This is a genomic window from Lysinibacillus sp. RC79 (assembly GCF_041262405.1).
Lineage (GTDB): Bacteria > Bacillota > Bacilli > Bacillales_A > Planococcaceae > Lysinibacillus.
Genome location: NZ_JBGCCD010000021.1, coordinates 1 through 22,593, shown reverse-complemented (window position 1 = coordinate 22,593; position 22,593 = coordinate 1). Strand labels below are relative to the sequence as shown.

20 protein-coding genes and 1 pseudogene are annotated in these 22,593 nt (G+C 34.7%); 10 read left to right on the top strand and 11 right to left on the bottom strand.

Annotation, left to right across the window (positions count from 1 at the left end; translation table 11 throughout):
* The first annotated feature begins 102 nt into the window (after window positions 1-102).
* Window positions 103-471: a hypothetical protein gene (locus ABH968_RS18140; RefSeq protein WP_370046189.1), complete on the top strand. Its 369-nt coding sequence runs from the start codon at window positions 103-105 to the stop codon at window positions 469-471.
* Window positions 472-591: 120 nt separating this feature from the next.
* Window positions 592-963: a DUF1878 domain-containing protein gene (locus ABH968_RS18135; RefSeq protein WP_370046187.1), complete on the top strand. Its 372-nt coding sequence runs from the start codon at window positions 592-594 to the stop codon at window positions 961-963.
* Window positions 964-1,042: 79 nt separating this feature from the next.
* Here ABH968_RS18135 and ABH968_RS18130 read toward each other — a convergent pair whose 3' ends face one another.
* The 5 genes and pseudogenes from ABH968_RS18130 to ABH968_RS18110 all read right to left on the bottom strand — a co-directional run bounded on the left by ABH968_RS18130 (window position 1,043) and on the right by ABH968_RS18110 (window position 6,694).
* On the bottom strand, window positions 1,043-1,546 hold the full coding sequence (locus ABH968_RS18130; RefSeq protein ID WP_370046185.1) for a hypothetical protein: 504 nt from the start codon (window positions 1,544-1,546) through the stop codon (window positions 1,043-1,045).
* A 276-nt stretch (window positions 1,547-1,822) separates the two neighbouring features.
* Window positions 1,823-2,682: pseudogene (locus ABH968_RS18125) on the bottom strand (DUF4238 domain-containing protein).
* Between the two features lie 38 nt (window positions 2,683-2,720).
* Complete coding sequence (locus tag ABH968_RS18120; protein WP_370046183.1) at window positions 2,721-3,485, bottom strand: hypothetical protein; 765 nt, start codon at window positions 3,483-3,485, stop codon at window positions 2,721-2,723.
* 224 nt (window positions 3,486-3,709) lie between these two features.
* Window positions 3,710-5,269, bottom strand: a complete 1,560-nt coding sequence (locus tag ABH968_RS18115; RefSeq protein ID WP_370046181.1) for a glycoside hydrolase family 10-like protein — start codon at window positions 5,267-5,269, stop codon at window positions 3,710-3,712.
* A 987-nt stretch (window positions 5,270-6,256) separates the two neighbouring features.
* Window positions 6,257-6,694, bottom strand: coding sequence for a hypothetical protein (locus ABH968_RS18110; RefSeq protein WP_370046179.1), 438 nt, complete (start codon window positions 6,692-6,694; stop codon window positions 6,257-6,259).
* Window positions 6,695-7,102: 408 nt separating this feature from the next.
* Between ABH968_RS18110 and ABH968_RS18105 the strand changes: the two genes are divergently transcribed.
* On the top strand, window positions 7,103-8,287 hold the full coding sequence (locus ABH968_RS18105; RefSeq protein WP_370046177.1) for a site-specific integrase: 1,185 nt from the start codon (window positions 7,103-7,105) through the stop codon (window positions 8,285-8,287).
* Window positions 8,288-8,383: 96 nt separating this feature from the next.
* Window positions 8,384-9,988: an ABC-F family ATP-binding cassette domain-containing protein gene (locus ABH968_RS18100; RefSeq protein ID WP_370046175.1), complete on the top strand. Its 1,605-nt coding sequence runs from the start codon at window positions 8,384-8,386 to the stop codon at window positions 9,986-9,988.
* Between the two features lie 96 nt (window positions 9,989-10,084).
* On the opposite strand, the gene ABH968_RS18095 is transcribed toward ABH968_RS18100, so the two are convergent.
* Together ABH968_RS18095 and ABH968_RS18090 are read right to left on the bottom strand one after the other, a co-directional pair.
* The gene (locus ABH968_RS18095) at window positions 10,085-11,428 is read right to left on the bottom strand and encodes an MFS transporter (RefSeq protein WP_370046173.1); all 1,344 of its coding nucleotides are present in this window, start codon (window positions 11,426-11,428) and stop codon (window positions 10,085-10,087) included.
* A 42-nt stretch (window positions 11,429-11,470) separates the two neighbouring features.
* Window positions 11,471-13,030, bottom strand: coding sequence for an AMP-binding protein (locus tag ABH968_RS18090; protein ID WP_370046172.1), 1,560 nt, complete (start codon window positions 13,028-13,030; stop codon window positions 11,471-11,473).
* A gap of 168 nt (window positions 13,031-13,198) precedes the next feature.
* Between ABH968_RS18090 and ABH968_RS18085 the strand changes: the two genes are divergently transcribed.
* Window positions 13,199-13,804, top strand: a complete 606-nt coding sequence (locus ABH968_RS18085; protein WP_370046170.1) for a TetR/AcrR family transcriptional regulator — start codon at window positions 13,199-13,201, stop codon at window positions 13,802-13,804.
* Window positions 13,805-14,007: 203 nt separating this feature from the next.
* Here ABH968_RS18085 and ABH968_RS18080 read toward each other — a convergent pair whose 3' ends face one another.
* Complete coding sequence (locus ABH968_RS18080; RefSeq protein WP_370046168.1) at window positions 14,008-14,481, bottom strand: DinB family protein; 474 nt, start codon at window positions 14,479-14,481, stop codon at window positions 14,008-14,010.
* A gap of 222 nt (window positions 14,482-14,703) precedes the next feature.
* Here ABH968_RS18080 and ABH968_RS18075 point away from each other — a divergent pair, with 222 nt between their 5' ends.
* Both ABH968_RS18075 and ABH968_RS18070 read left to right on the top strand, forming a co-directional pair.
* Window positions 14,704-15,699, top strand: a complete 996-nt coding sequence (locus ABH968_RS18075) for a S66 family peptidase (RefSeq protein ID WP_370046166.1) — start codon at window positions 14,704-14,706, stop codon at window positions 15,697-15,699.
* A 331-nt stretch (window positions 15,700-16,030) separates the two neighbouring features.
* The gene (locus ABH968_RS18070) at window positions 16,031-16,840 is read left to right on the top strand and encodes a S1C family serine protease (protein WP_370046164.1); all 810 of its coding nucleotides are present in this window, start codon (window positions 16,031-16,033) and stop codon (window positions 16,838-16,840) included.
* 254 nt (window positions 16,841-17,094) lie between these two features.
* Here the strand turns inward: ABH968_RS18070 and ABH968_RS18065 are convergent, their stop codons facing one another.
* Window positions 17,095-17,970, bottom strand: a complete 876-nt coding sequence (locus ABH968_RS18065; protein WP_370046163.1) for an SDR family oxidoreductase — start codon at window positions 17,968-17,970, stop codon at window positions 17,095-17,097.
* A 144-nt stretch (window positions 17,971-18,114) separates the two neighbouring features.
* On the opposite strand from ABH968_RS18065, the gene ABH968_RS18060 reads away from it, so the two are divergent.
* Window positions 18,115-18,474 (top strand): winged helix-turn-helix transcriptional regulator, encoded by a 360-nt coding sequence (locus ABH968_RS18060; protein WP_370046161.1) that lies wholly within the window; start codon window positions 18,115-18,117, stop codon window positions 18,472-18,474.
* Between the two features lie 525 nt (window positions 18,475-18,999).
* On the opposite strand, the gene ABH968_RS18055 is transcribed toward ABH968_RS18060, so the two are convergent.
* Both ABH968_RS18055 and ABH968_RS18050 read right to left on the bottom strand, forming a co-directional pair.
* Window positions 19,000-19,200, bottom strand: a complete 201-nt coding sequence (locus tag ABH968_RS18055) for a cold-shock protein (protein ID WP_049665398.1) — start codon at window positions 19,198-19,200, stop codon at window positions 19,000-19,002.
* Window positions 19,201-19,424: 224 nt separating this feature from the next.
* Window positions 19,425-19,706 carry a DUF1033 family protein gene (locus tag ABH968_RS18050; RefSeq protein ID WP_370046159.1) on the bottom strand — a complete coding sequence of 94 codons (282 nt, stop codon included), beginning with the start codon at window positions 19,704-19,706 and terminating at the stop codon, window positions 19,425-19,427.
* 128 nt (window positions 19,707-19,834) lie between these two features.
* Here ABH968_RS18050 and ABH968_RS18045 point away from each other — a divergent pair, with 128 nt between their 5' ends.
* Window positions 19,835-21,562 carry a methyl-accepting chemotaxis protein gene (locus ABH968_RS18045; RefSeq protein ID WP_370046157.1) on the top strand — a complete coding sequence of 576 codons (1,728 nt, stop codon included), beginning with the start codon at window positions 19,835-19,837 and terminating at the stop codon, window positions 21,560-21,562.
* Between the two features lie 45 nt (window positions 21,563-21,607).
* Window positions 21,608-21,889, top strand: a complete 282-nt coding sequence (locus tag ABH968_RS18040) for an acylphosphatase (RefSeq protein WP_370046156.1) — start codon at window positions 21,608-21,610, stop codon at window positions 21,887-21,889.
* Window positions 21,890-22,593 lie beyond the last annotated feature (704 nt).

Sequence of the window (22,593 nt, the reverse complement as noted above, 5' to 3'; positions counted from 1 at the left end):
TGAAATATCTTCGTTTTGCTCCCTTACAATTTGTTTGTTGTTCAATACAATAATCATATAACAATTAAATTAAACCTTATTGGAGGAATTTCATATGGAAAAATGCTGGAAGATTTAAGGGAATTTAGGAAAAGAATATTTAAAAAATTTGAAGAAGAACAAATGTATATTCCAAATGACCGCGAAGCGATTGACGAAATTGAAGTCGATGGAATACTTTTTAAACGTCATTTAATCAATGAAGATGATACGCCAAACAATACATTTTGGTATGAAGCTGTAGTCGATAATATAGCTATTTATGTGTCATATTTTAGGAATATCGTTTTACATGAAGTAAAATTAATGCCTATAGGAAATAATGAATTTTCAGATCAAATAATTCGTATTTTTATGAAAAATGAAAACTTGAAAGAATATTTAGAGTATCTTGTTGATGTAGAACTGTATGATTATGAACATCGTGAATAATACATCGCTAAACGTGCCAGCTTTCCGCTTGGTACGTTTTTTATTTGGTTAAATATTACTGCCATTTAGTTGGATAATTAATGCCAATGTCATATCATGTAAAATAAGGAGGTGATACATATGACTACTAGAGAAATGACTTTAGAAGAGCGTCTGGATTTTATCGAGTTCCGACAAGAATTGCTGTTTGACAATAGTCCCTATGCAAGATTGTTATTCGACCATGACGTAACAAGAGAACAACGTGATGCTATTGCTGATATTTTTAGCGATTATCGCAAAAAAATTGACGCTGGCGAAGATGCAGGGATTAGTGCTACTTATGAACAAAAAATTTATAATGCAGTCCCACATAAATATGGAAATTACCATTTTGCAGAAGATTTAGCTCACGTAAACCACCAACGTGGTAGCTGGGAAGAAGTATTTGAAACTCTTTATGGCGACTCACCAAAGTTTCAAAACTACTTAAACAACTGTAATGAAGATTAATACATCACCAATCGTCACTGCTTAATTGTAGTGACGATTTTTTATATTTGTTAATACCTTTCAAAATAAAAAACGTTCATCACAAGGATGAACGGCTATTTCTTATTTCTTCAAGTTCCTTTTTTATTTCATTAACCATTCTTTCATAAGCTGCTCCTAAAAACCATTCTTCATCATCTTCAGGTCCCATTGTGCGCATTTCTGCATGTTTACCTTCAATGAAATCAAATTCTTTAGCAATTTCATCATTCAACAAATGATATACCTCATAAAGGATAGGTTGAATATGTTCAATAAATTTATCACTATACAATTCAGTTTCGCCTGTATGATGTTCCCATTCACTTACATTATGAGTGCTACTTAAATATAAGATATTACTGTAAGCTTTTATTTTAGTATTTTCATTCTTTTTCATTTCTTCTTTTTCCATTTTTTCACGTTCAAATTGCTGTTGTTTTTCTACAGTGTGCTTTTGAACATAATATGTAATGAATCCACCCACAACTACCCCTGAAAGAGAAGCTACCAAACTGTTACTAAAAATATTGCTTATTATATCAATTAATTTTTGCCAATTCATTGCGACAAGTCACCCCCCTATTCACTATACTTTAACATATAAAATATTGAAATCAGTGTTGTTTTATTCGCCTTTAGCTGTTAACGAGCTGGTGTTTTTTGTTATCTCACATAAAAAAGACATTAAATTATTTATTCAATGTCTTTCAAGCGAATCAAAATATTAGTATACTTTTCCATTATGATAAATTTCTAGATTGTCACGAACTTCTAAGGTTTCTGGTTGTTCTTTTTTTATTTGTTCAATCAAATTAAATTTATTAGTTAAACAATAAATTTAATTTGATTGCGAGACTTGTAAATAATTATAAAAATCCACATGTTCTTCGGAAGAAATATATGCAAATTTATTTTCAAGTGGTAAAAGTTCTGAGTGAAAACTTCTTTCTAGCATTACGAGAATTAATTTTGATGTCAAAGGCAAAGCAATCTCTATACCTTCTGAAGCAAGTCCAGCGTAGCTCCTAAATTGGTCTTCTTTGTGAGCGTATTTCACTATTGGGTTATCAGATGTATAGAAAGGCTGTTCGGTATTATTCACCAGTACAAACCAACAATGTTTATAAAGCTCCTTTGCAAATGAGCTAATAGTTTCTGGATTAAATAACATCGAGACTTGCATGAGTTTTTTGTTTACTTCTGGAACATCAACTGTAACATCACCGCTTTCATAATCAGGAATTTCTTGTTCCCCAATTAGATCCACGAACATTTGCGAAATTTTACTTTCCATCGCACCTACATCTTCTCTATATTTTTTTGTTCTTAACATTTGAATAGCTATTAAATAAGAGAGATGTTTTTTTCTTCCTTGGTTATTGCGACTTTTCCATCAGGATTGAAAGTCATAATATACCTTGTTCTTATCATATCCAAATATTTTTTATAAGGACCTTCAATATCTTCCGAAAAATATTTTTCAATTGTTTGTTCTTCATTCATTTGCTCTATTTCAGGGACATTATGTCCATCATGTAAAGGAATGTCAAAATACTTTCCTTCCGAAGCAACTTGGCTAACTTTATTTATGTAGCTAGCCTTTTTCACTTTGTCGTAAACAAAAATCTGCTCTTTTTTATTTGCAAATGATCTTAAATATGATTGTGGCACATAATGTTCATTTTTTACTCTCCCCATTAGAAACCTCCGTTCATAATTATCTCACTGGTAATTTGTTAATTATTTACTTCTTCTTTGAATATTACTTCAAGTGGTAATTCTTTATCAATTTCTACAATTCCTAAATCAGCAGCAATATCTTTAATATCACCCAAAGGCACTATAACATCATTATCTAAAAGTTTAGTAATAACTATGCGGTACTCTTTTTGATATTCAAAGAATCTGCTTTTATAAAACAAAGCCTTGGTTGGATTTGCTTCATATTCTTCTTTTGGCAATGGATGTGGACTTGTTTTATCATCATAATATTTCACTAATTTTCTTGAAAATGTATATTCCATTTTTTCTATTGATTTATCAAAACGATCTAAAGTAGCTGATATATCTCTAAATAAAATTAAATGTCTACCAAAAAATTGTTTTCTAAGGCTTTTTTCAATTTCTGACTTCATTTTAACCTTATTCGTATTAGGTATAATTTCAAAATCTTTCTTCAATGAAAGAAATACAAAACAACATATTGGTAGTTGTGATATTTCTTCATATCTGTTATGGACCACAGCTGTATTAAAATGTAATGGTATCATTTCCCCATCTACTTCAATAAACATTTTATGACTATCGTCTAAAACTCTACTCCAACTACCTTCATGTTTGTCTGCTATTCCTTTATTTACTTCTTGTTCTTCAAGCTCAATAAAAAACTTATTTCTAGCAAAATAGAAGTTTCCATCCATAGTGGTCTCAACAAATTGAGGTTCTACAAATTTAACTAATATATTTATATCTGAATCTCCGAGCATACTCTCTATATCCATATAACAACCCCCTCCCCTATATATTAACAAAACAAAAAAGATCCGTAATGAAATACGAACCTTTTTTGAAATTATTATTCAATCATTGTTTATAAACAATATGAATACTTGGTTTTTCATCTGTACCTTTAGGATTACGCCATTCTATTCGTTCAATGATGAAATTCAATAAGCGGTTTACTTCTTCGCCACTTACTACAGGTTTTTCTGGTTGCTCTGGCCCTTCAGTAAGGATTTCCGTCTTTTAGAACAAAAGCAGTTTTACTTTCCACACCTGTAGTAGATATAGACTTTATACCATATGTGTATACTTTACTATTATTTGCAATAGTATCTACATAAATAGTATTACCTTGTGTGTTATAAACCACGTCTACTATATTTTTAACGTCTTCATATGATCCTTCTTTTGTTCCATCAAATCGGTATATTACATATTTCCTTGGTTGAGTACTATTTTCATCTGTAATAGTAAGCTTCATGCCGAAAGACTCTTTACTCAATTTAACATCAGTTGGACATAAAGGTATTGCAGAGCCTTTCCAATAAATTGTAGGTGTTAAAGCTTTATAATTGTATAGTTGCTGATTTAGATAAGAAGCATATCCAAGAGCGTTATTGTTAATACTTCTTAGAGAAAAATGCATTTGTCCTTGAGCATTTTTATTTGCTCTGTTGGCGATTACTTGGCTGATAAGTTCCGTCTTATTATTCCATGCAGTATCAGAATCATTTCCAACTTTATGATTGGCCATGCCAATATATAGATTAACAGGATGGACTTTTGCGTACGTTTGAACTTCTCTTCCCCACCAATCTAATAAAACAGAGTAATTTGCTGCTTTATGATTTCTGGACCAATAGATTTGAGGAGCAATATAATCGATACTTCCATCTTTAATCCACTGTCTTGTATCAGCATAAAGATCATCGTAGTTACTCATTCCATTCGTGTTACTACCAGTAGAATCTTGCCCTTTGTTTCGCCAAATTCCAAACGGAGATATTCCATATTGAACATGAGGTTTAATTGCCTTAATGCTTGCATAAACCTTTTTTACTAATTGATTAACATTATTTCTGCGCCAGTCTTCAATATTATTGAATGAGCCACCATACTTTTTAAAAGTTTGTTGATCTTGAAAAGTCTCTCCTTTTATTTTATAAGGATAGAAGTAATCATCCATATGTACAGCGTCGATATCATAGTTGCTTACTAATTCTTCTATGGTTGATAATAAGTAATTTTGAACTTCCGGCAAACCAGGATCTAAATAGTATTGTTTACCGTATTTCACTACCCAATTAGAATTTTTACGGGCTACATTATCGGCAGCAAGATTAGTCAAAGATTGAGAAGGCATAGTGACCCTATATGGGTTTACCCAAGCATGAAGTTCTAATCCTCGCTTATGTGCTTCGTACAGCATTATTTGCAATGGATCAAAACCCGGATTGGTCCCTTGTGTATTGCCTGTTATATACGATGACCATGGAGCAAGCTTAGACGGGTACAGTGCATCATTTAATGGCTTAACTTGAAAAATAACTGTATTAAAGTTATCAGCTTTTAATTTGTCTAAGGTACTTTGAACCCATTGAGTATATTGGGTTTTACTCATACCTGCCTTCATATCAATATTAGATACTGTTGCAATCCAGGCTGCACGCATTTCATTTTGAGGTAGTGAATTAGCTGTAGCCTTTTGATTTGTAAAAACAGGGATAAGTAAAAGTAAAACAAAAAAAGTTACTAAGCACTTTCCAAAAAAAATTTTAAACATAAATAATGAAATCTCTCCTTTTAATTCTCGGCTATTAAAACCTAGCTGTTACTATAACCTAAGTAAATACCATATCAGCCTATTCTATAAAAGTAGGAACTGATTTAATCCTTCCAAAAAGTGTCTTACAGTAATTAGGTCTGTAGCATTTTGTCGGCAGGACCCTCTATTGGTAATTTCAATTGTTTGCGAAGCTCGTTGGAAAATTTTATTCTTGTTTCTTCGCTCACTATATAATACCACAAATACCCAATTGTTCTCCCTTCTCCGGTAATTTCCATTTGTTTAATATTCTTGACGCCAATTTTATGAGAGCGTTGAATAGCAATCATTTGGTCAATTGTTAAGTTCGTTTGATAAAGTGGACCATACGGTGGAAGGATTGGAAGAAATTCTTCACAAGTTAAACATCAGTTTTAACATAAATGTCCAATAAAAAATCATCTCAAAGGATAACTAAAGAGATGATTTTTATCAAACTTTATTACAAATTATCAATCGTTATTATAAACGATCAATCTTTTTTACAAAGCTACATAAAGTCTCCCATATATGCAAGATCATACTTGATAACTCCTTTTCCTTTACATTCGGGACACGCACCTTTCCCATTAAAACTAAATAACGAAGTGTTTTTTCCTGAAATCTCAGAATATTTCTGTCGAATTTTTTCGAAAACTCCAAGGTAACTTAGCAGATTTGACCAATTACTACCCTGAATAGAAGATTGATCAAATATCACTGATTCTGGATACTGTTTAACAAACAGATTTCGTATCAATGTACTCCCCCTAATTTTGGTAATTCTTTGGGCTGAATTGATTCAAGTTAATACCATTATTTCAGCACAGCGTTAATTTTATTCCCCATATTATACCATACCTTCTAATTATATCTTAAAGTATGTTGTAAATTGAAACAATAAAGGACTCGCCAAAAATGGTGAGTCCCTTTTAATCTTAGTAAAATATTATGGAGTGAATATTTCTAAATTTCGATAGCTATTCTCCAAATTTGATGTATTTTTTTTAGGTTTTCTTTTTCAGTACGATACATCTCTCTAAAATAATTTAACCGTAAATGCCCTTCCACTAAATGGAACGGACAACCTAACAATACGATTTGTGAATTTATAAGTTGGCTTTCTTTATTTTCAATTACAATGATAGGTATAGGCCATGTCATATTCTCCAACATATATTTTTGCAGCCAGCTTTTCTCATTGTTTCGATATATTTGATATCCTAATTCATTAATCATACCTTTTTCGTAAGAGTTGATTTCATGATAAATTTTTTCTATAGACCAATTTTCTTTTAAAAAATGCATCTTTTCAAATTTCAAAAAGGAATAATTCACCATTACACAAGAATAGTGCCTATAAATCCAATTTTCCAAAACACATTGAGGAATATTTGGAGCCAACGAACTTACTCTTTTATTGTATAACTCGAAAGTTCCTTATCAAAAGTATCATTTCCAATTGGTATAAGGGATCTTAAAAATCTTTTTTCATCTTTTAAATCCATATTCTCCCCCTGCTTATAAATTTAGAAGAATGTTTAATTTACTATTCCTCTAGTATCAATTTAATAACCGTTTCATGTTAACAACTCACAGTTAAGTAACTAACACGATAATACTCCACTTTTCAAAATAAAAATATATTGAGTTCATCACAAAATTTAAGAAAAGGATAGCCAAAATCATTTCTTAAGTTTTCTTTTTCATCTATAATTATTTGAGTAGCATATCAAAAATTGGTGCTACATAACTTCATTACTTTATTTTTGATTCCCATTTACGCTGCCGCATGAAAGGAATGATACAAGTTTGAAGTTATATAAATCAGTAAAAGAACCTGAAATATATCACTATTTCAATGCAAATAAAGAAAAACTATGGATGTTTCGACATAAGTATTATGATGCTTCTGGAAAACGCCGTGAGAAGAAAAAAAGTGGTTTTAAAACTGAAAAAACAGCATTGAAAGCCCTATTGGAAGTAAAGGCTGCAACGTTACGTGGAGAAACTAAACAGATAGAAAATGATCGCCTGACTGTTGGTGAATGGATAGATACTTGGTACGAAATAAACCATAAAAAATGGAAGATCAGCACAAGTACACAAAGAGAAATGATTATCCGAGTGGATATAAAACCACTTTTAGGTCATTACAAATTACAACAATTAGATAAATTGACATATGAGCGTGAATTCATTGCAAAACTTGAAGGTCGCTACAGTCCAGGTACTGTCCGTTTACGACATAGTATCTTCAAAATAGCTATTAATGCAGCTGTGGAAAATGAACTAATTCCTCGAAATCGCTTTACAAAAGTTAAACTAACTGAACCTGACGAATACAATAATGAGGATTTCAATTTCCTATCTCCAGAACAATTGGTTACATTTCTGGATGATGCAAAAAAGCACGAAAATATTACAAATTATAGCCTTCTACTGACAGTTGCCTATACTGGCATTCGTAGAGGTGAAGCGTTGGGGCTTCAATGGCAAAATATCAACTTTACGAACAATACAATTACTATTGAGCGCACCCGAGACGATAAAGGAGTACGCTCACCTAAAACAAAAAACAGTTATAGAACCATTTTAGTCGATAATATTGTGATGAAGCAACTAGAAGTCTACCAAAAATGGTGTAGGGCTTTATTATTTTCCTGTGGCAAAAAATTAACTGAAAGTACATTTGTCTTTCTCTCGGTAAACTCGTTTGAACCGTTATCAGCAGAGAGAACAAAAAGAATGGTTGATAGAATTACAAAGAGAACTTCTCTACCTAAAATAACTTTGCATGGCTTACGACATACTCATTGCACCATCTTATTAAATCGAGGAATGAATGTTAAAGTAATTTCGGAAAGACTAGGAAATACGCCTGATATGGTTTTTAAAGTTTATGGGCATGTTTTAAAAGAAATGGAAGTGGAAGCTGTTTCTTTATTCAGTCACAGTTTGCAGGTAGTTGGGGCAGAAACTGGGGCTAATAAGTAGTGTACATGACAATAAACCTTGATTTAATAATGTTTATAGACTATGGAACATATTTCATGATATACTAGTGCCATTGTGAAAAAAGGAGGAACTTGCATGATTCAAGTAAGTAATGTAGGTCTTCGCTATGGCGATCGTAAACTATTTGAAGACGTAAATATAAAATTCACACCGGGGAATTGCTACGGTTTAATCGGAGCGAATGGTGCTGGTAAATCAACATTTTTAAAAATCCTTTCTGGTGAAATTGAAGCCCAGGAAGGTAACGTATCAATGGGCAAGGACGAACGTTTATCTGTCCTTAAACAAAACCACTTTGAATACGATGAATTCAATGTATTAGATACAGTTGTTATGGGGAACAAACGTCTTTGGGAAGTAAAAGCTGAAAAAGACGCTATCTACGCAAAAGAAGACTTTTCTGATGAGGATGGCATGCGTGCTGCTGAATTAGAAGGTGAATTCGCTGACCTAAATGGTTGGGAAGCTGACTCAGAAGCAGCAACATTATTAAACGGGTTAGGGATTGGCGACGAGCTTCACTATATGCTAATGGCTGACCTTGAAGGTTCTGACAAAGTCAAAGTATTATTAGCACAAGCTCTATTTGGTAAACCAGACGTTCTATTACTAGATGAGCCTACCAACCACCTTGACTTAAAAGCAATCCAATGGTTAGAAGAATTCTTAATTAACTTTGAAAATACAGTTATTGTCGTATCCCATGACCGTCACTTCTTAAATAAAGTGTGTACGCATATCGCGGATTTAGACTTCTCTAAAATCCAATTATATGTTGGGAACTATGACTTCTGGTATGAGTCTAGCCAATTAGCACAAAAAATGATGGCAGACCAAAACAAGAAGAAAGAAGAAAAGATTAAAGAGCTACAAGCATTCGTTGCTCGTTTCTCTGCGAACGCTTCGAAATCAAGCCAAGCAACTTCTCGTAAGAAAATGTTGGATAAAATCGAGCTTGACGACATTAAACCTTCTAGCCGAAAATATCCATTTATCAACTTCCAAACTGGACGTGAAATCGGTAATGATGTGTTAACAGTGGATGGCCTTACAGCAAGCAATGAAGGCGAAACACTATTTAAAGATATTCGCTTTTCGATGAACAAAGAGGATAAAATCATTTTACTTGGTAATCCAATGGCAAAAACGGCTCTTCTTGATATTCTAATGGACGAAAGAAAAGCAGATGCTGGTACAATCAAATGGGGCGTAACAACCTCTCAAAGCTACTTTGAAAATGATCACGATAAATACTTCGAAGGTTCAGAGAAATCATTAGTGGAATGGTTACGCCAATATTCTCCTGATGATGAAACAGAAAGCTTCTTACGCGGCTTCTTAGGTCGTATGCTATTCTCTGGTGAAGAAGTGAAAAAATCTCCTTCAGTTTTATCAGGGGGCGAAAAAGTTCGTTGTATGCTGTCAAAAATGATGCTTGCAACTGCAAACGTTATTTTACTGGATGAGCCTACGAACCACCTTGACCTCGAGTCAATCCAAGCACTAAATGAAGGCTTAATCCGCTTCAAAGGTGCAATGATTTTCACATCTCATGACCATCAGTTCATCCAAACAATTGCGAACCGTGTCATCGAAATCCGTGAAGACGGCACAATTTTAGATAAACTATTAACTTATGATGAATTCCTAGAGTGGAAAGATAGCCAAGGATTAAACTAATGAACAAAACAGGGTTCTCCTATTCAAAAAGGAGAACCCTGTTTTTTTATAAATGAGTCTAGCTATTATCTTTCCTTGTAAAAGTAATATACAATATTACTTTGTCGTAGTTGTCATTGCCACTTCCACTTGAGCGTCTGACATGCGTTCATTTTCTTGTACTTTCTCGACAGTTTCTTCATATTGAGTGATCAATCGTGTATCCGGCGAAAATACGGCAAGTAGCAGTGATATCAGGAGCCCCGCCATCATCAAACCACCAAATAAATACGGTGATGCCCCATATTCTGTTGCTAAAGATGTCCATAGCATTGGTCCAAAACCGACAATCGCCGCAGCGATTTGATAGCCAAAGGATAACCCCGTATAGCGAACATTCGCTGGGAATAATTCAGAGAAGAATGTACCTTGCGTCGCGAAAATGGCTGCCCATACGATACCAAGTAAAATAACTTGCAACGTAAAGAAATAAGTTGAATTGATCGGAATCATGACGAAATATGGAATAGCTAGCAGTAACATTGTGATTAGACCACATATATAAATTTTCTTACGACCTATAAAATCTGAAAAATAGCCAACAAGTGGAATTGTTACAATCATTGTTGCACAGCTTACTGTTAAAGCAAATAATGCGACATCCCTTGTATAGCCAATATACGTCGTCGCATACACTAAAATAAATGACATTAAAAATACATTAAAGAATCCGTCTCCTATTTTTAATCCAATAATTCGGAAAATATCTTTTTTGTTATATTTAAATACTTGGACAATTGGTAACTTAGCTAATTCACCATTGTCTTTTTTTCGTTTAAATTCAGGTGTTTCTTCGATCCCGCTTCGAATCCATATCGCTAATACTATTAAAACTGCGCTAAAAAGAAATGGTAAACGCCAACCCCAGGCCATAAATTGTGCTTCTGTCGTTAATGAAGAAATAAGCGTAAAACTAAATGTTCCTAACACTAAGCCGATAGGTACACCAAGCTGTGGAATGGAACCAAAGAAACCGCGTACACCTTTCGTAGCTGATTCTGTTGCTAGTAACACAGCACCTCCCCATTCACCACCAAGCGCAATCCCTTGAATAAGTCGCAAAATTACTAATAGCGTTGGCGCGAGTAACCCCACTTGTGCATACGTAGGTAATAAACCGATCAAAAAAGAACTACCGCCCATTCCTATTAACGTAAGCATAAGCGAGGCTTTCCTTCCGACACGATCACCCATATGTCCAAAAATTATACTTCCAATTGGACGTGCCGCATACCCAGCTCCAAAAGTAGCAAACGCAATTAAAATCGACACAGCCGGATTAGTCGAAGGGAAAAATAGGGTTGTAAAAACTAATCCCGTTGCCGTACCATACAAATAAAAATCGTACCATTCAATGATTGAGCCTGCTAAACTTGCTAATAATATCTTCACATTTTTCATATAGCCCCTTCTTTCTACAGTCAAATTTTTATGTTATTCGTTTCAACTAAAAATAGCATTACGTAAAACATGCTTTTGAATTTTCCCGACTGGTGTACGAGGGAAATCTGTCACAAATTCAATACTATCTGGCACTTTAAATTTTGCAAGACGTTCCCGACAATGCGCAATTAATACCTCTTCACTTACAGCAGCGCCGGCCTGTAAAATAACATAAGCTTTAATAGCTTCATCACGCATCTCATCTGGAACACCGATGACTGCTGCTTCAAATACTAATGGATGCTCTGTTAATACACGCTCCACTTCATTCGCTGCTACATTTTCACCTGAACGTTTGATCATATCTTTTATCCGATCAACGAAATAAAAATAACCATCTTCAGCTATTCGTGCGTTATCCCCCGTCAGTAACCAGTTATCTTTAAGAGTGTCGTTTGTCGCTTGCTCGTTTTTAAAGTAGCTTTTCATCAGGCTTCTTCCTGGTATGCCTTTAACGGCAATTTGACCAATCTCCCCTTGATTTACTGGGACCCCATGTTCATCTACAAGCTGAACCTCATAACCAATGCTTGGTCTACCAATACTCATATTTTTCCGTATTCCAAATAGAGGATTTATCAGTGGAATTCCAACTGTTTCGGTCAAACCATATAGTTGCAATAACTTCACATCAAATTGTTCTTCAAATTGTACTAATTGGTGCTCTGCCACTGACTGTGCAAAAAGGACAAGTCGTATCGGATTATCCTTTGCCTCTTTTTCATAATCTTTCGCTAAAATCATACGAATAGGTGCGGCAAATAAAGAACCAACTGTTCCGCCTAATGCCTTTGCTTGTCTAAAATAACGCGAAGCACTAAATTTCTCCGTAACTGCAATGCCTGCCCCTACCATGATGGCAGACATCGTGGAGTAATATTGCGCATTGCCATGGAAAAGCGGTAAAACAATAAATGTTCGATCTTCAGGTGTTAAAGCGATTGAACGCGCCATTAACTCACCTGTGTAAATATAATTAGCATGTGTCACTTGAATGCCTTTTGGTTTGGATGTAGTCCCAGATGTATAAAGCAATGCCACAATATCTTCTGACGAAACTGTTGGGAAATGCACATTATTATCGCTCTCATTTTTAATGAGCTCAGAGAAATATAAGACACCATCAGCGTTATCTTGTTGTCTCGTAATAATAATATTTTGTATAGTTGGTGTGTTAGACTGAATACTGACAAACTTTTCGATATAGTCCTCTTCCGTAATAATAAGAACAGCTTCAGAATGAGAGATAATATATGTCATCTCATCTGCTGGAGATAAAATGTTAGTTGGCACCATAATGCCTCCAATTTCAGCAAGTGCGAACCATGCTGTAAAAAACTCCATATTGTTTGGTAAATGCAACACAACATGATCCCCTTTTTTAATGCCCAGCTTAAGAAGTGCATTACTGAAGCGCATAACCTCCTGATAAAAATCCCCATAATTTTTTTCAAAATAGATTCCCTTACTATCCTCAAAACGAATAAAACTTTTTTCAGGCTGTTGCGCAACTCTCTCCCTTAAAACAGAACGCAACGTTCTATTACCAATTAGATCCATGATCTACACCCCTTTGAAATAGTTTCATAGACTATAGTCTGTATATTAATCGGCGTGACAATTATTTGTCAATGTTTTTTCTAATAATTCAGAAAATAAGTTAATTACATGACCGAGTATTATGCTAAAGTTAAGTAGAAAATCTCGTGGAAATTAGGTGATGTAGAAATGAAAAAGACACGAAAACAACAGGCTCAAGAAACGAAAAAACATATATATTTAACAGCACTTACATTGTTCCAAACGAAAGGCTTTGATCAAGTAACGGTTGATGAAATTGTGACGAAAAGTAAAAGCTCAAAAGGTGCATTTTATGGTCATTTCACTTCAAAGTACGATATTTTCCTAGAGAAATTTAACGAAATTGATCATTTTTATGAAGAATTTACAACTACACTACCCGTAAATCTTTCCTTCAAGGAAAAGGTAATCTCATTAATTGAAGCACAAATGAAATATTTAAAAGATGATTTAGGAATGGATTTAATGCGGTCTGTTTACAAAAGTGGCTTAATTGAAAATGAAAGAAATTTCTTTTCAAATTCTGAACGCAAATTGTATAAAATCTTGCATTCATTTATACAAAAAGCAATTAAGGATGGTGAATTATCTGTGCAAATAAATGTGCAGGAAACTGTGATTTACATTACTCGTTGTATGCGAGGTTCATTATATGATTGGTTAGTCTTTGGAAGGGATTTTGATTTATTAGAAGAAAGCAAAGGCTTTATTGCCATATTTTTAGATGGATTATTATTAAATAAAGGGAATTAAAAACTTATAAAAAAGTCCCTATTCTATATCCTTCATTTACTATCATTATGCCTCGGAATAATTGCGTGACATCCGCCGGAGGCTTTATGAAAGAAGTTAAACAAAAATAGGCACTTCCTATTAACTTTAAAATAAGAATTGCCTATTTTCTCTTTATATTTAATCAAAAAAGACAGATACACTGAGTATCTGCCTAATACGTCTTATTTTTGCATTTCCTTCGTTGGTCCCAATACGCCTGGTACCGGTAAACCCGCTTGACGTAAGAGGACTGTCATTTGTCCACGATGATGCGTTTGATGATCGACCATTACACGTAATAATGCACCTCTAGCTATTGGTCCAGTGAAACCCTTAACTTCCTCTAGCAAGTCTTCATTTGATAGCTTTGCCGCTTCCTCTTTCACACTATTTGCTACATTTTCGTAAGCAGCTACAATTTCAGCAGCTGTAGATGGTATTGGATCGTCTTGTCGAGTCATTGGCACCTTTAAACCTGCCAAGTAACTGAAATAACCAGTAGCACCAACTAAATGCCAACCTAACCAACCTAGTGTGCTATGACTTTCCACGATGCTTTGCTCTAGCTTGTCATCTGTTATTGCTTTTAATACTTGAATAGTCCCTTGTGCTGATGCTGACCACTCATTTAAAAAATCATCTACTTGTCGATACATAATAACGCCCCCCATTTTCGTAAGTACATTTCTATCTTATTAAATAAGAGACTTTCTTACAAGTTTCTAACATCAGGTTTACATAATATTATTATTTCTTAATCTGCTATAACTATTCAATTCAGTTACTTTTTACATGACTTTCGTCAAAACAAGTATACGACTCTTTAAATTGTAAAATCATGTATAATAGCTTTTATCTTAAATTGAAAGAGGTATTTTATGTTTTCCCCATTAAAAAAAGGCGATACCATTGGCATTTACTCGCCCTCCAAACCAGCTACAACTATTGCAAAGGCTCGCTATGAACGAGGCAAGGAACGTCTGCAAGTACTCGGCTTTACTATTAAAGAAGGCTCTTTAACTGGAAAAGAAGATTTTTATCGCTCCGGTACACCGAAAGAACGAGCAGAAGAGCTGAATACCCTACTTCATGATCCCCACATCAAAATGATTTTACCAACTATGGGTGGTACTAACGCCAATAGTATGCTGCCCTATCTAGACTACGAAGCATTTAAGCAGAATCCCAAAATACTTATAGGATTGTCTGATGTTACCGCCATACTTCTTGCAATGTATGCAAAGACTGGTGTTCCGGTCTTTTATGGACCTTCTGTTGCTTCAACATTTGGTGAATTTCCACCTTTTGTCCAATATACAGAGCAATATTTTAAAGATTTGTTTTTACATTCATTATCGATTCCCTATAACATGCCAATCCCACCTATTTGGACAGATGATCGACTAAACTGGTTAGAAAAGACGACGGAGAAAACTCAGCATCATAATTCATGGATTACAGTTCAACCTGGCATTGCTGAAGGCCGTTTAATAGGTGGAAATATAAATACGATGTACGGCTTCATTGGAACACCTTACTTCCCTCACGTAAATGAAGGAGATATTTTACTTCTTGAAGATACTTCTAAAACAATTGCGGTTGTTGAGAAAAACTTTGCTATGCTAAAACTACACGGCATTTTCGACAAAGCTTCGGCGATTATTTTAGGTAAACATGAACAGTATGATGATTTGGGAACCGGGAGAAAGCCTTATGATGTATTGCTAGAGCAGCTAGATGGGCGTACTATACCTATCATCGCGGATGTCGATTGCTGTCACACTCATCCCCTGCATGCCATGCCCATCGGCTTACGTGTACGCGTCAATACGACTAGCAAAGAGATTACCTTTCTAGATAACTGGTTTTCATAACATTCGTATAACCTATATACTTCGCGTATAATGAAGGAAAATAGCTGAAGGAGTCTGGTATGAGACTTAATAGGAAGTAGCTCTTATTCTTGAAAAATTCAATCGAATCCGACTTCTATCACTACTGAAGTAACTGTCTATCATGATGTTATTTAGCTTTTACGCTCAGAGGGTATAATGATGACGACAACGAAATATTTCATGTAGAAGACACAATGGTGACAACTAATAAGAAATCGTTTGTCATTACCTCTACCCTACAAAAATTGTATAAGAGTTATTTTACAGGCGTCCTGCTTGGGCGCTTTCATTTTGAGTAAGGAGGGGTTTTATGAATGATATACATAGGCCAACAACAGATGAGGAATTGACGGAAGAAGAATTGATTGAGCTTGTCCTCGCTGAACAGCAAAAGGCGTTAACACTAGCACAAGAAGAACGTCAGCAAGGAAAAAAGCCTAAAAAACAAAAAACAATTGTCAAATGGATTGTCTGGAGTATGGCATTTGTGTTGTTTTTGAATACATTTGCACTTATCTTTCAAATTTACTCCATTCCAGCTCTCGAATTTTTGAAGGTTTCTGCTCGGCTATCAGCGCAAGACGATATAAAAACATACAAAAAGGCCGTTGTAGAGATCTCAACAGGGTCAAGTAAAGGCACTGGTTTTGCAATTTCTTCAGATGGACTTATCGTAACCAATGCACATGTTGTAGAAGATGCTCAATCATTATTCGTCATTTTCCCTGAGGAAGGTTTAATGGGTGCCAAATTACTACAAAGTTTCCCAGACGTAGATTTAGCATTATTGCAAGTTACTGGTGATGAGTTACCTTCCCTCTCACTTTCTGAAAATCCTAGCTATAGCAAAAATGAGCATGTCTATTTCATTGGTAATCCACTAGCGTTTACGGGCATTGCAAATGAAGGTACTTTACTGGAATCAACATACCTTGAGGATTGGCAGGAGCCTGTTATGATGATGGATGCCCCTGTTTATCGAGGTAATAGTGGGAGCCCTGTCATAAATGCTGATGGTGAGGTTATCGGGATTCTCTTTGCAACGGCGAAAAAGGATCCATATGGTCGTGTCGGTTTATTTATACCCGTTCAAGTGCTAGAGCGTATATTAAATAAATAATACCTATGGCTACTCCAATACAGCCGTGTATTCAACTGTAAAATGACTATTAGTTATTTAAATTTTAGGCTCAAACAAATATTATCCCGTCATTTAGGGCGGGTAGAAAATATAGTTGGTTAATTTTTGATATTTAACTGCTATACACGATGCGAATAAACTTATTCCATACATTATCAGAAGTAAAGCCATCTAGTCCTTCTACATAAAAATGACCTCCATTACATGTGAGAAGGTCATTTTATTGATTAAATTTAATTTCCTGTTTGAGAGATTTGGCTAATAATTTGGCTAAGCGCTTCGTTTATTGGTGTAGAAGGACGATCTAGTATTTTTTCTAAATCGTTACTTTCAATCTCTAAACCACCGTCTCGAATACCTTTTTGCGTGTTTACGAGCATAGGGAGGTAGGCTTCTGGTACTCCAGCACCTTTCATAATGTCGACATAAATAGTATCATCGACTTGTTGTACATGGACTTCTTTCCCTAATACATCTCCAAGAGCAGATACTAATTTCTCTTGAGTCATTAGCTTACCAGAAAGCTCGTAAACTGTATTCTCGTGTCCTTTCCCAGTCAATACATTCGCTGCTGCCTCCGCTAAATCTTGTCGAAGTACCCAGCCTACTTTTCCTTTCCCTGCGGATGTAACCCAAGGTGCCCCTAGCATCGCGCCCTGAATGCTCCCAATTTCATTTTCAAAATACCAATTGTTTCGTAAAAATGAGTAAGGAATACCTGTTTTCAAAATAGCTTCTTCTCTGGCTCTATGAGATGAAGCGAGGAAAAATTTGCTTTCACTCGCATTTGTTACACTAGTATAAGCAATAAATTTCACTTGAGCACGTTCAGCAGCGGCTACGGCATTCGTATGCTGTCTCATTATTATTTCATAATCCCCAAACGTAGATATAATTAATAGTCGATCGATTCCTGAAAAAGCAGAATCTAACGTTTTTGGTTGATCAAAATTTCCGTGTCGAACTTCTACTCCGAGAGCTCGCAATCCTTCTGCTTTCTCTGGATTTCGAACACTAACGACCAAATCACTCGCCGGTATAACTTTTAATAATGCTTCTACTACCTTTGACCCTAATTTTCCCGTTGCACCTGTAACTAGTATTTTCATATTTTTTTACCTCCAATTAAATTTTCATTTTGAAAAATGAAATCTAGGTATATACTATATCCACAGTCACAATAATAAAAGTAGGCATTTTTTTATGACATAGTCACAAAAAAGATACCTTATGAGAGAGGAATCATACAATCAATGGCTCGATTTAATTTTCAAGGAGAACCACCTAGCGAAGAACAAGAAGAAGTATGTTCTTTGACACTTACCCAAAATGTAATCGCTGGAAGATGGAAAATTATTATTTTATGGTATCTAAGTCGGCGAACAAGAAGATTTAACGAACTTCAAAGGTTGTTACCAGGCATTTCAAAAGGAATATTGACAAGACAACTGAGAGAGTTAGAAGAGGACGGAATGGTTCACAGAGAAGTGTATAAACAAGTTCCTCCTAAAGTTGAATACTCGCTAACAATACAAGGGAAAAGCTTTATACCAGTATTGAACACTATGGGAGAATGGGGTAAAAAATATATGGAGATAAAACAAAAAGAATAAAATTGTCCATCCTAAATTAATGAAAAAGGGCTTGAAAAGTCCTATATAAGAATTCTAGCATAATTGTATATGATAAAAATCCGCTTCGCATTCTGCGGACAAGACACGAGCCACATCACTGTGTTCCTGACACTGCGTTCACTCAAACTTCAATAAAACACAGTTTCGCTAACGCTCCCTGCTCGTGCTCTTGCTTCCCGTAGGATCTATGCTTTATATCAAAAAAATTATATCACAGAATTTCTTTGACCATAATATATTTTGTGTAAGACAGCTCCTCTTCTTTTCCCTCAATTGTGAAAGTATTTTATAAATACACTTAATTACATTAAATGGCTCGAAAACAACATTCTTTAAATGGGTTTATTCAGTTTACATAATAAAATTATATTATATTTTATTCGTAAAACTAGCTCATAGCGTTTTGTTTATTCCCTATCACCTAAATCTATTTGAATACAAAAAAAGACATCCTATATCAATAGGATGCCTTAAGTTTAACGAAGTATTTTTAATTACTGAGAATTAAAGTTTAGTTACGTTAGCAGCTTGTGGTCCGCGGTTGCCATCTACAACTTCGAATTCCACTTTTTGACCTTCGTCAAGAGTTTTGAAACCTTCGCCACCGATAGCTGAGAAGTGTACGAATACGTCGTTTTCGCCTTCTACTTCGATGAATCCAAAACCTTTTTCTGAGTTAAACCATTTTACTGTACCTTGTTTCATTTAAGAAAACCTCCAAAAAAATAAAAGTGAACAATATGTAATTTCTTCAGCGTATGAAAAAATTCACATATTACAAAGAGTACCGAACTAACGCGATCACTTTTTGTAATATGTGAATTCATGTTTCCGGTGAAGCAATTAAATTGTTAACCTAAGTATAACCGGCATTCATAATTTTGTCAAATAAAGAAAATTGTTTTTTTTAAAATGTCAAAATTTTATTTCTATGACTCAGATTTCAAAGCGATAATACCGTGATAAATTTGTACATCATCATCACAGGCTTCGCAAAAAACACTTTCATCGTCTGACCAGAAGGCCCAAAATCCCCCTTCTTTCGTTACCTCATTGTCATATGTTAATCGGAAGTGCTGCAGTTTTCTTTGCAACGCTGACTCAAATTGCTCCTCCGTTTCAAAGATTTCATTTGTTTGAATAAAAGCCTCCCAGCCTTCAAACTTCCACCAAGGCTCATAATCAGCTTTCATGTAAATGATTGTATACATATTTGCCACATTCCCTGCTGTAATAAGATATTTTCATTTTAGCAAACACATTTGAAATGTCTATTAAAACACTCTGTAATATGCTATTATTACCTTATTATTCATTATTTTTGGGAGGTATTTTTTTTATGTTTTCAAGTATTCGACCTAAGGCCGAACTCGACGAACTATTAAAGCGTGGTACAAATTTAAATGCAACAGGCCGTTTTCATAAAACACTTGCATTTAACCATTTCAATTCTCAAGATGAAGAGAATTTAAAAACTCTCTTCAATAAATTAAAAGATATCACGCCTTCAATGAACGCTATTTTTAATAGCTATTTAAGTGAGATCTCTCTCTCCTCTCAGCTAACGATTAGTGAAGACAATATTAATCGATACTTAACTCAGTTTTTCTTAGCTACTCGTGATGATGAATATGTGGATGAAACCGTTAAATTTTTCAATTTATTCAGAAAGAATCAATATGAGCCTGGTAAGTTAATCGTCATCTTCAATCAATTCGCATTTTATATTACAACATACATATTACATAATTTTGGTTTAAAACCTAAGAAGGCATTTGAATATATGAAATCTTTCCAATCTGCAGTCAATGTTGATCAGGAATTACTCGTTGAAGTATTAACAGAACGTACAATTGAAAATGTGGTCGCTGAAATTTCTTCTTTAATGGATGTCAACGCAAAAATCATGTACATGAAAGATTTAGTATTTAGCTTAGATAAACAAAACGAAGAAATCCAATCCTCTACCGCAGCAACTGAAGAAATTGCCGCTTCTATTAATGAGGTTGCTCGAATGTCTTCCCGAATTTCTGAAAAAACAACTGAATCTGTTGATCACGCTGTACAAGGAAAAAATGCAATTGAGCATGCCCTTTCTGAAATCTTTAAAACAGAAGAGACATTTACAACGATTGTTGAGTCCTTTGCAGAATTACAAAAACGGGTAAATGATATCGAAAATGTTGTAACGTTAATAAACCAAATTGCCGATCAAACGAATTTACTTGCTTTGAACGCATCTATTGAGGCTGCACGTGCAGGTGAACATGGTAAAGGTTTTGCCGTAGTTGCACAGGAAGTTCGAAAGCTCGCTGAGGGCACGGTATCAGCACTTAGTGAAGTATCTACAAATGTACATCATTTAAAGAGCTATTCAAATGATGTATCAGTATCAATTACGGAAACGACAGAGATTATAAAAGATGCAACAGTGGAAGCAAAAGAATCGTTACCATTATTAAATGCGATTGTAAGTGCCATTGAGGGTATTAATCTGGATGTTACAAATACAGCTGCAATCTCACAGGAGCAGGCAGCAGCTATTGATGAAGTATCAGCAAGAATGATTGAAATTTCTAACCTTCAAGATGATATTCGTGAATATAGCCATAACACATCTAGAGATATTCACGCATTAGGGAAAGAAATTAATCGTTTCCGCAATGATATTATTTCGAATAATAATGTTCAGCTATCGTCTATAGCACTTTTACAATTATCAAAGGCCGATCATATTTTATGGAAATGGCGAATTTATAATATGTTCCTTGGACTTGAAAATGTCGAGCCAAGTGATGTTTCTTCGCATAAAGATTGTCGTCTCGGTAAATGGTATACATCTGCTCGCTCTGTAGAACGTTTCGGACACTTGCAGGAGTATCGTGAATTAGACGCCTATCATTTACGTGTTCATGAATCGGCGAAGTTAGCAGCTGAGGCTTATAAGGTTGGGAATATTCAACAGGCTGAAGTTCATTTAAAAGAAGTAGATCAAGCTTCGAAGCAGGTTCTCTACTATATCAATAATTTAATTGCATATTTAGAAAAAGAACGTGTAATGCACTAAGCAAAAAGGAGGGCTCTCCCCTCTTAACTAGTAGGAGGTGTTAGCTTGAACAAGCGAGCGCTAATTAAATTTTTCGGAGATGTTTATGGAACTGGTTACCGTTTTTTCATTAAACAAAAAGCGATTGAGCTAGGATTAAAAGGTTACTGTAAACTAAATGGTCAAGATCAAATTGAGGTTGAAGTAGAAGGTTCAAAAAAAGCGATAGATGAATTTTTAGTATTTGTTCAAAAGGGTGTTAGCCCTCAAGCAGATTCCAATTCATTTGCATTAGAGCTTTTTGATGATTTAAAAGGTTATGCACGCATGGAGTCAGACATTGTTTAGTCTGGCTTCTTTATTTTTATAGTGCAGTAATACCAAGGTTTATCAAGCTATTCAGCTATTTTTAACATTGAATGAGTACGGTTTTATCTAACATGACGTTGCTGGGGGCAAGTTTATATTTTATTAATTTGGATTGGGAATAATACCCTAGTCCTTTTTTATTTCTCTTTTACCCCAACCTTTGTGAACAATACCGTCAATGCGTTCTTATAATCTCCCTACTGCCCCTTGTATAACCATCCATAACCAATGTAGCTATTTTTTTGTACAATCGTTTTTAATATGTGTTGTGTTTGTTGCTGCATGTTCTCACTCCACTTTTCATCTATGTTTTATTTAGTTGCTACCGCATTTAAAAGTAATTGTTTGTTGCGATCAGACATTGCACGCCATTCTTTAACCGTTACTTTCATTTACCCTCACAACCTTTCAAATATACGCTTCCAAACACTGTATGCAAGCGTTGGCGCATGTAAGACACTTCCACATCGGTTAATTGTTCTATTTACGAAGTCCATTCGATACATCAATCGGATGTCATGTCATAATAAAAAGCCACCACTCATAATGAGGGCACTGAAAAACTTACGTTTTCATAAAAGCGAACCCTTTTCAGATAAAAATAAGGCACTTCTTGTTCAATTTTGAACAGGAAGTGCCTTATTTCTGTCTCTATTCCTTATTCATTTTCGTTTAGTAGCTTT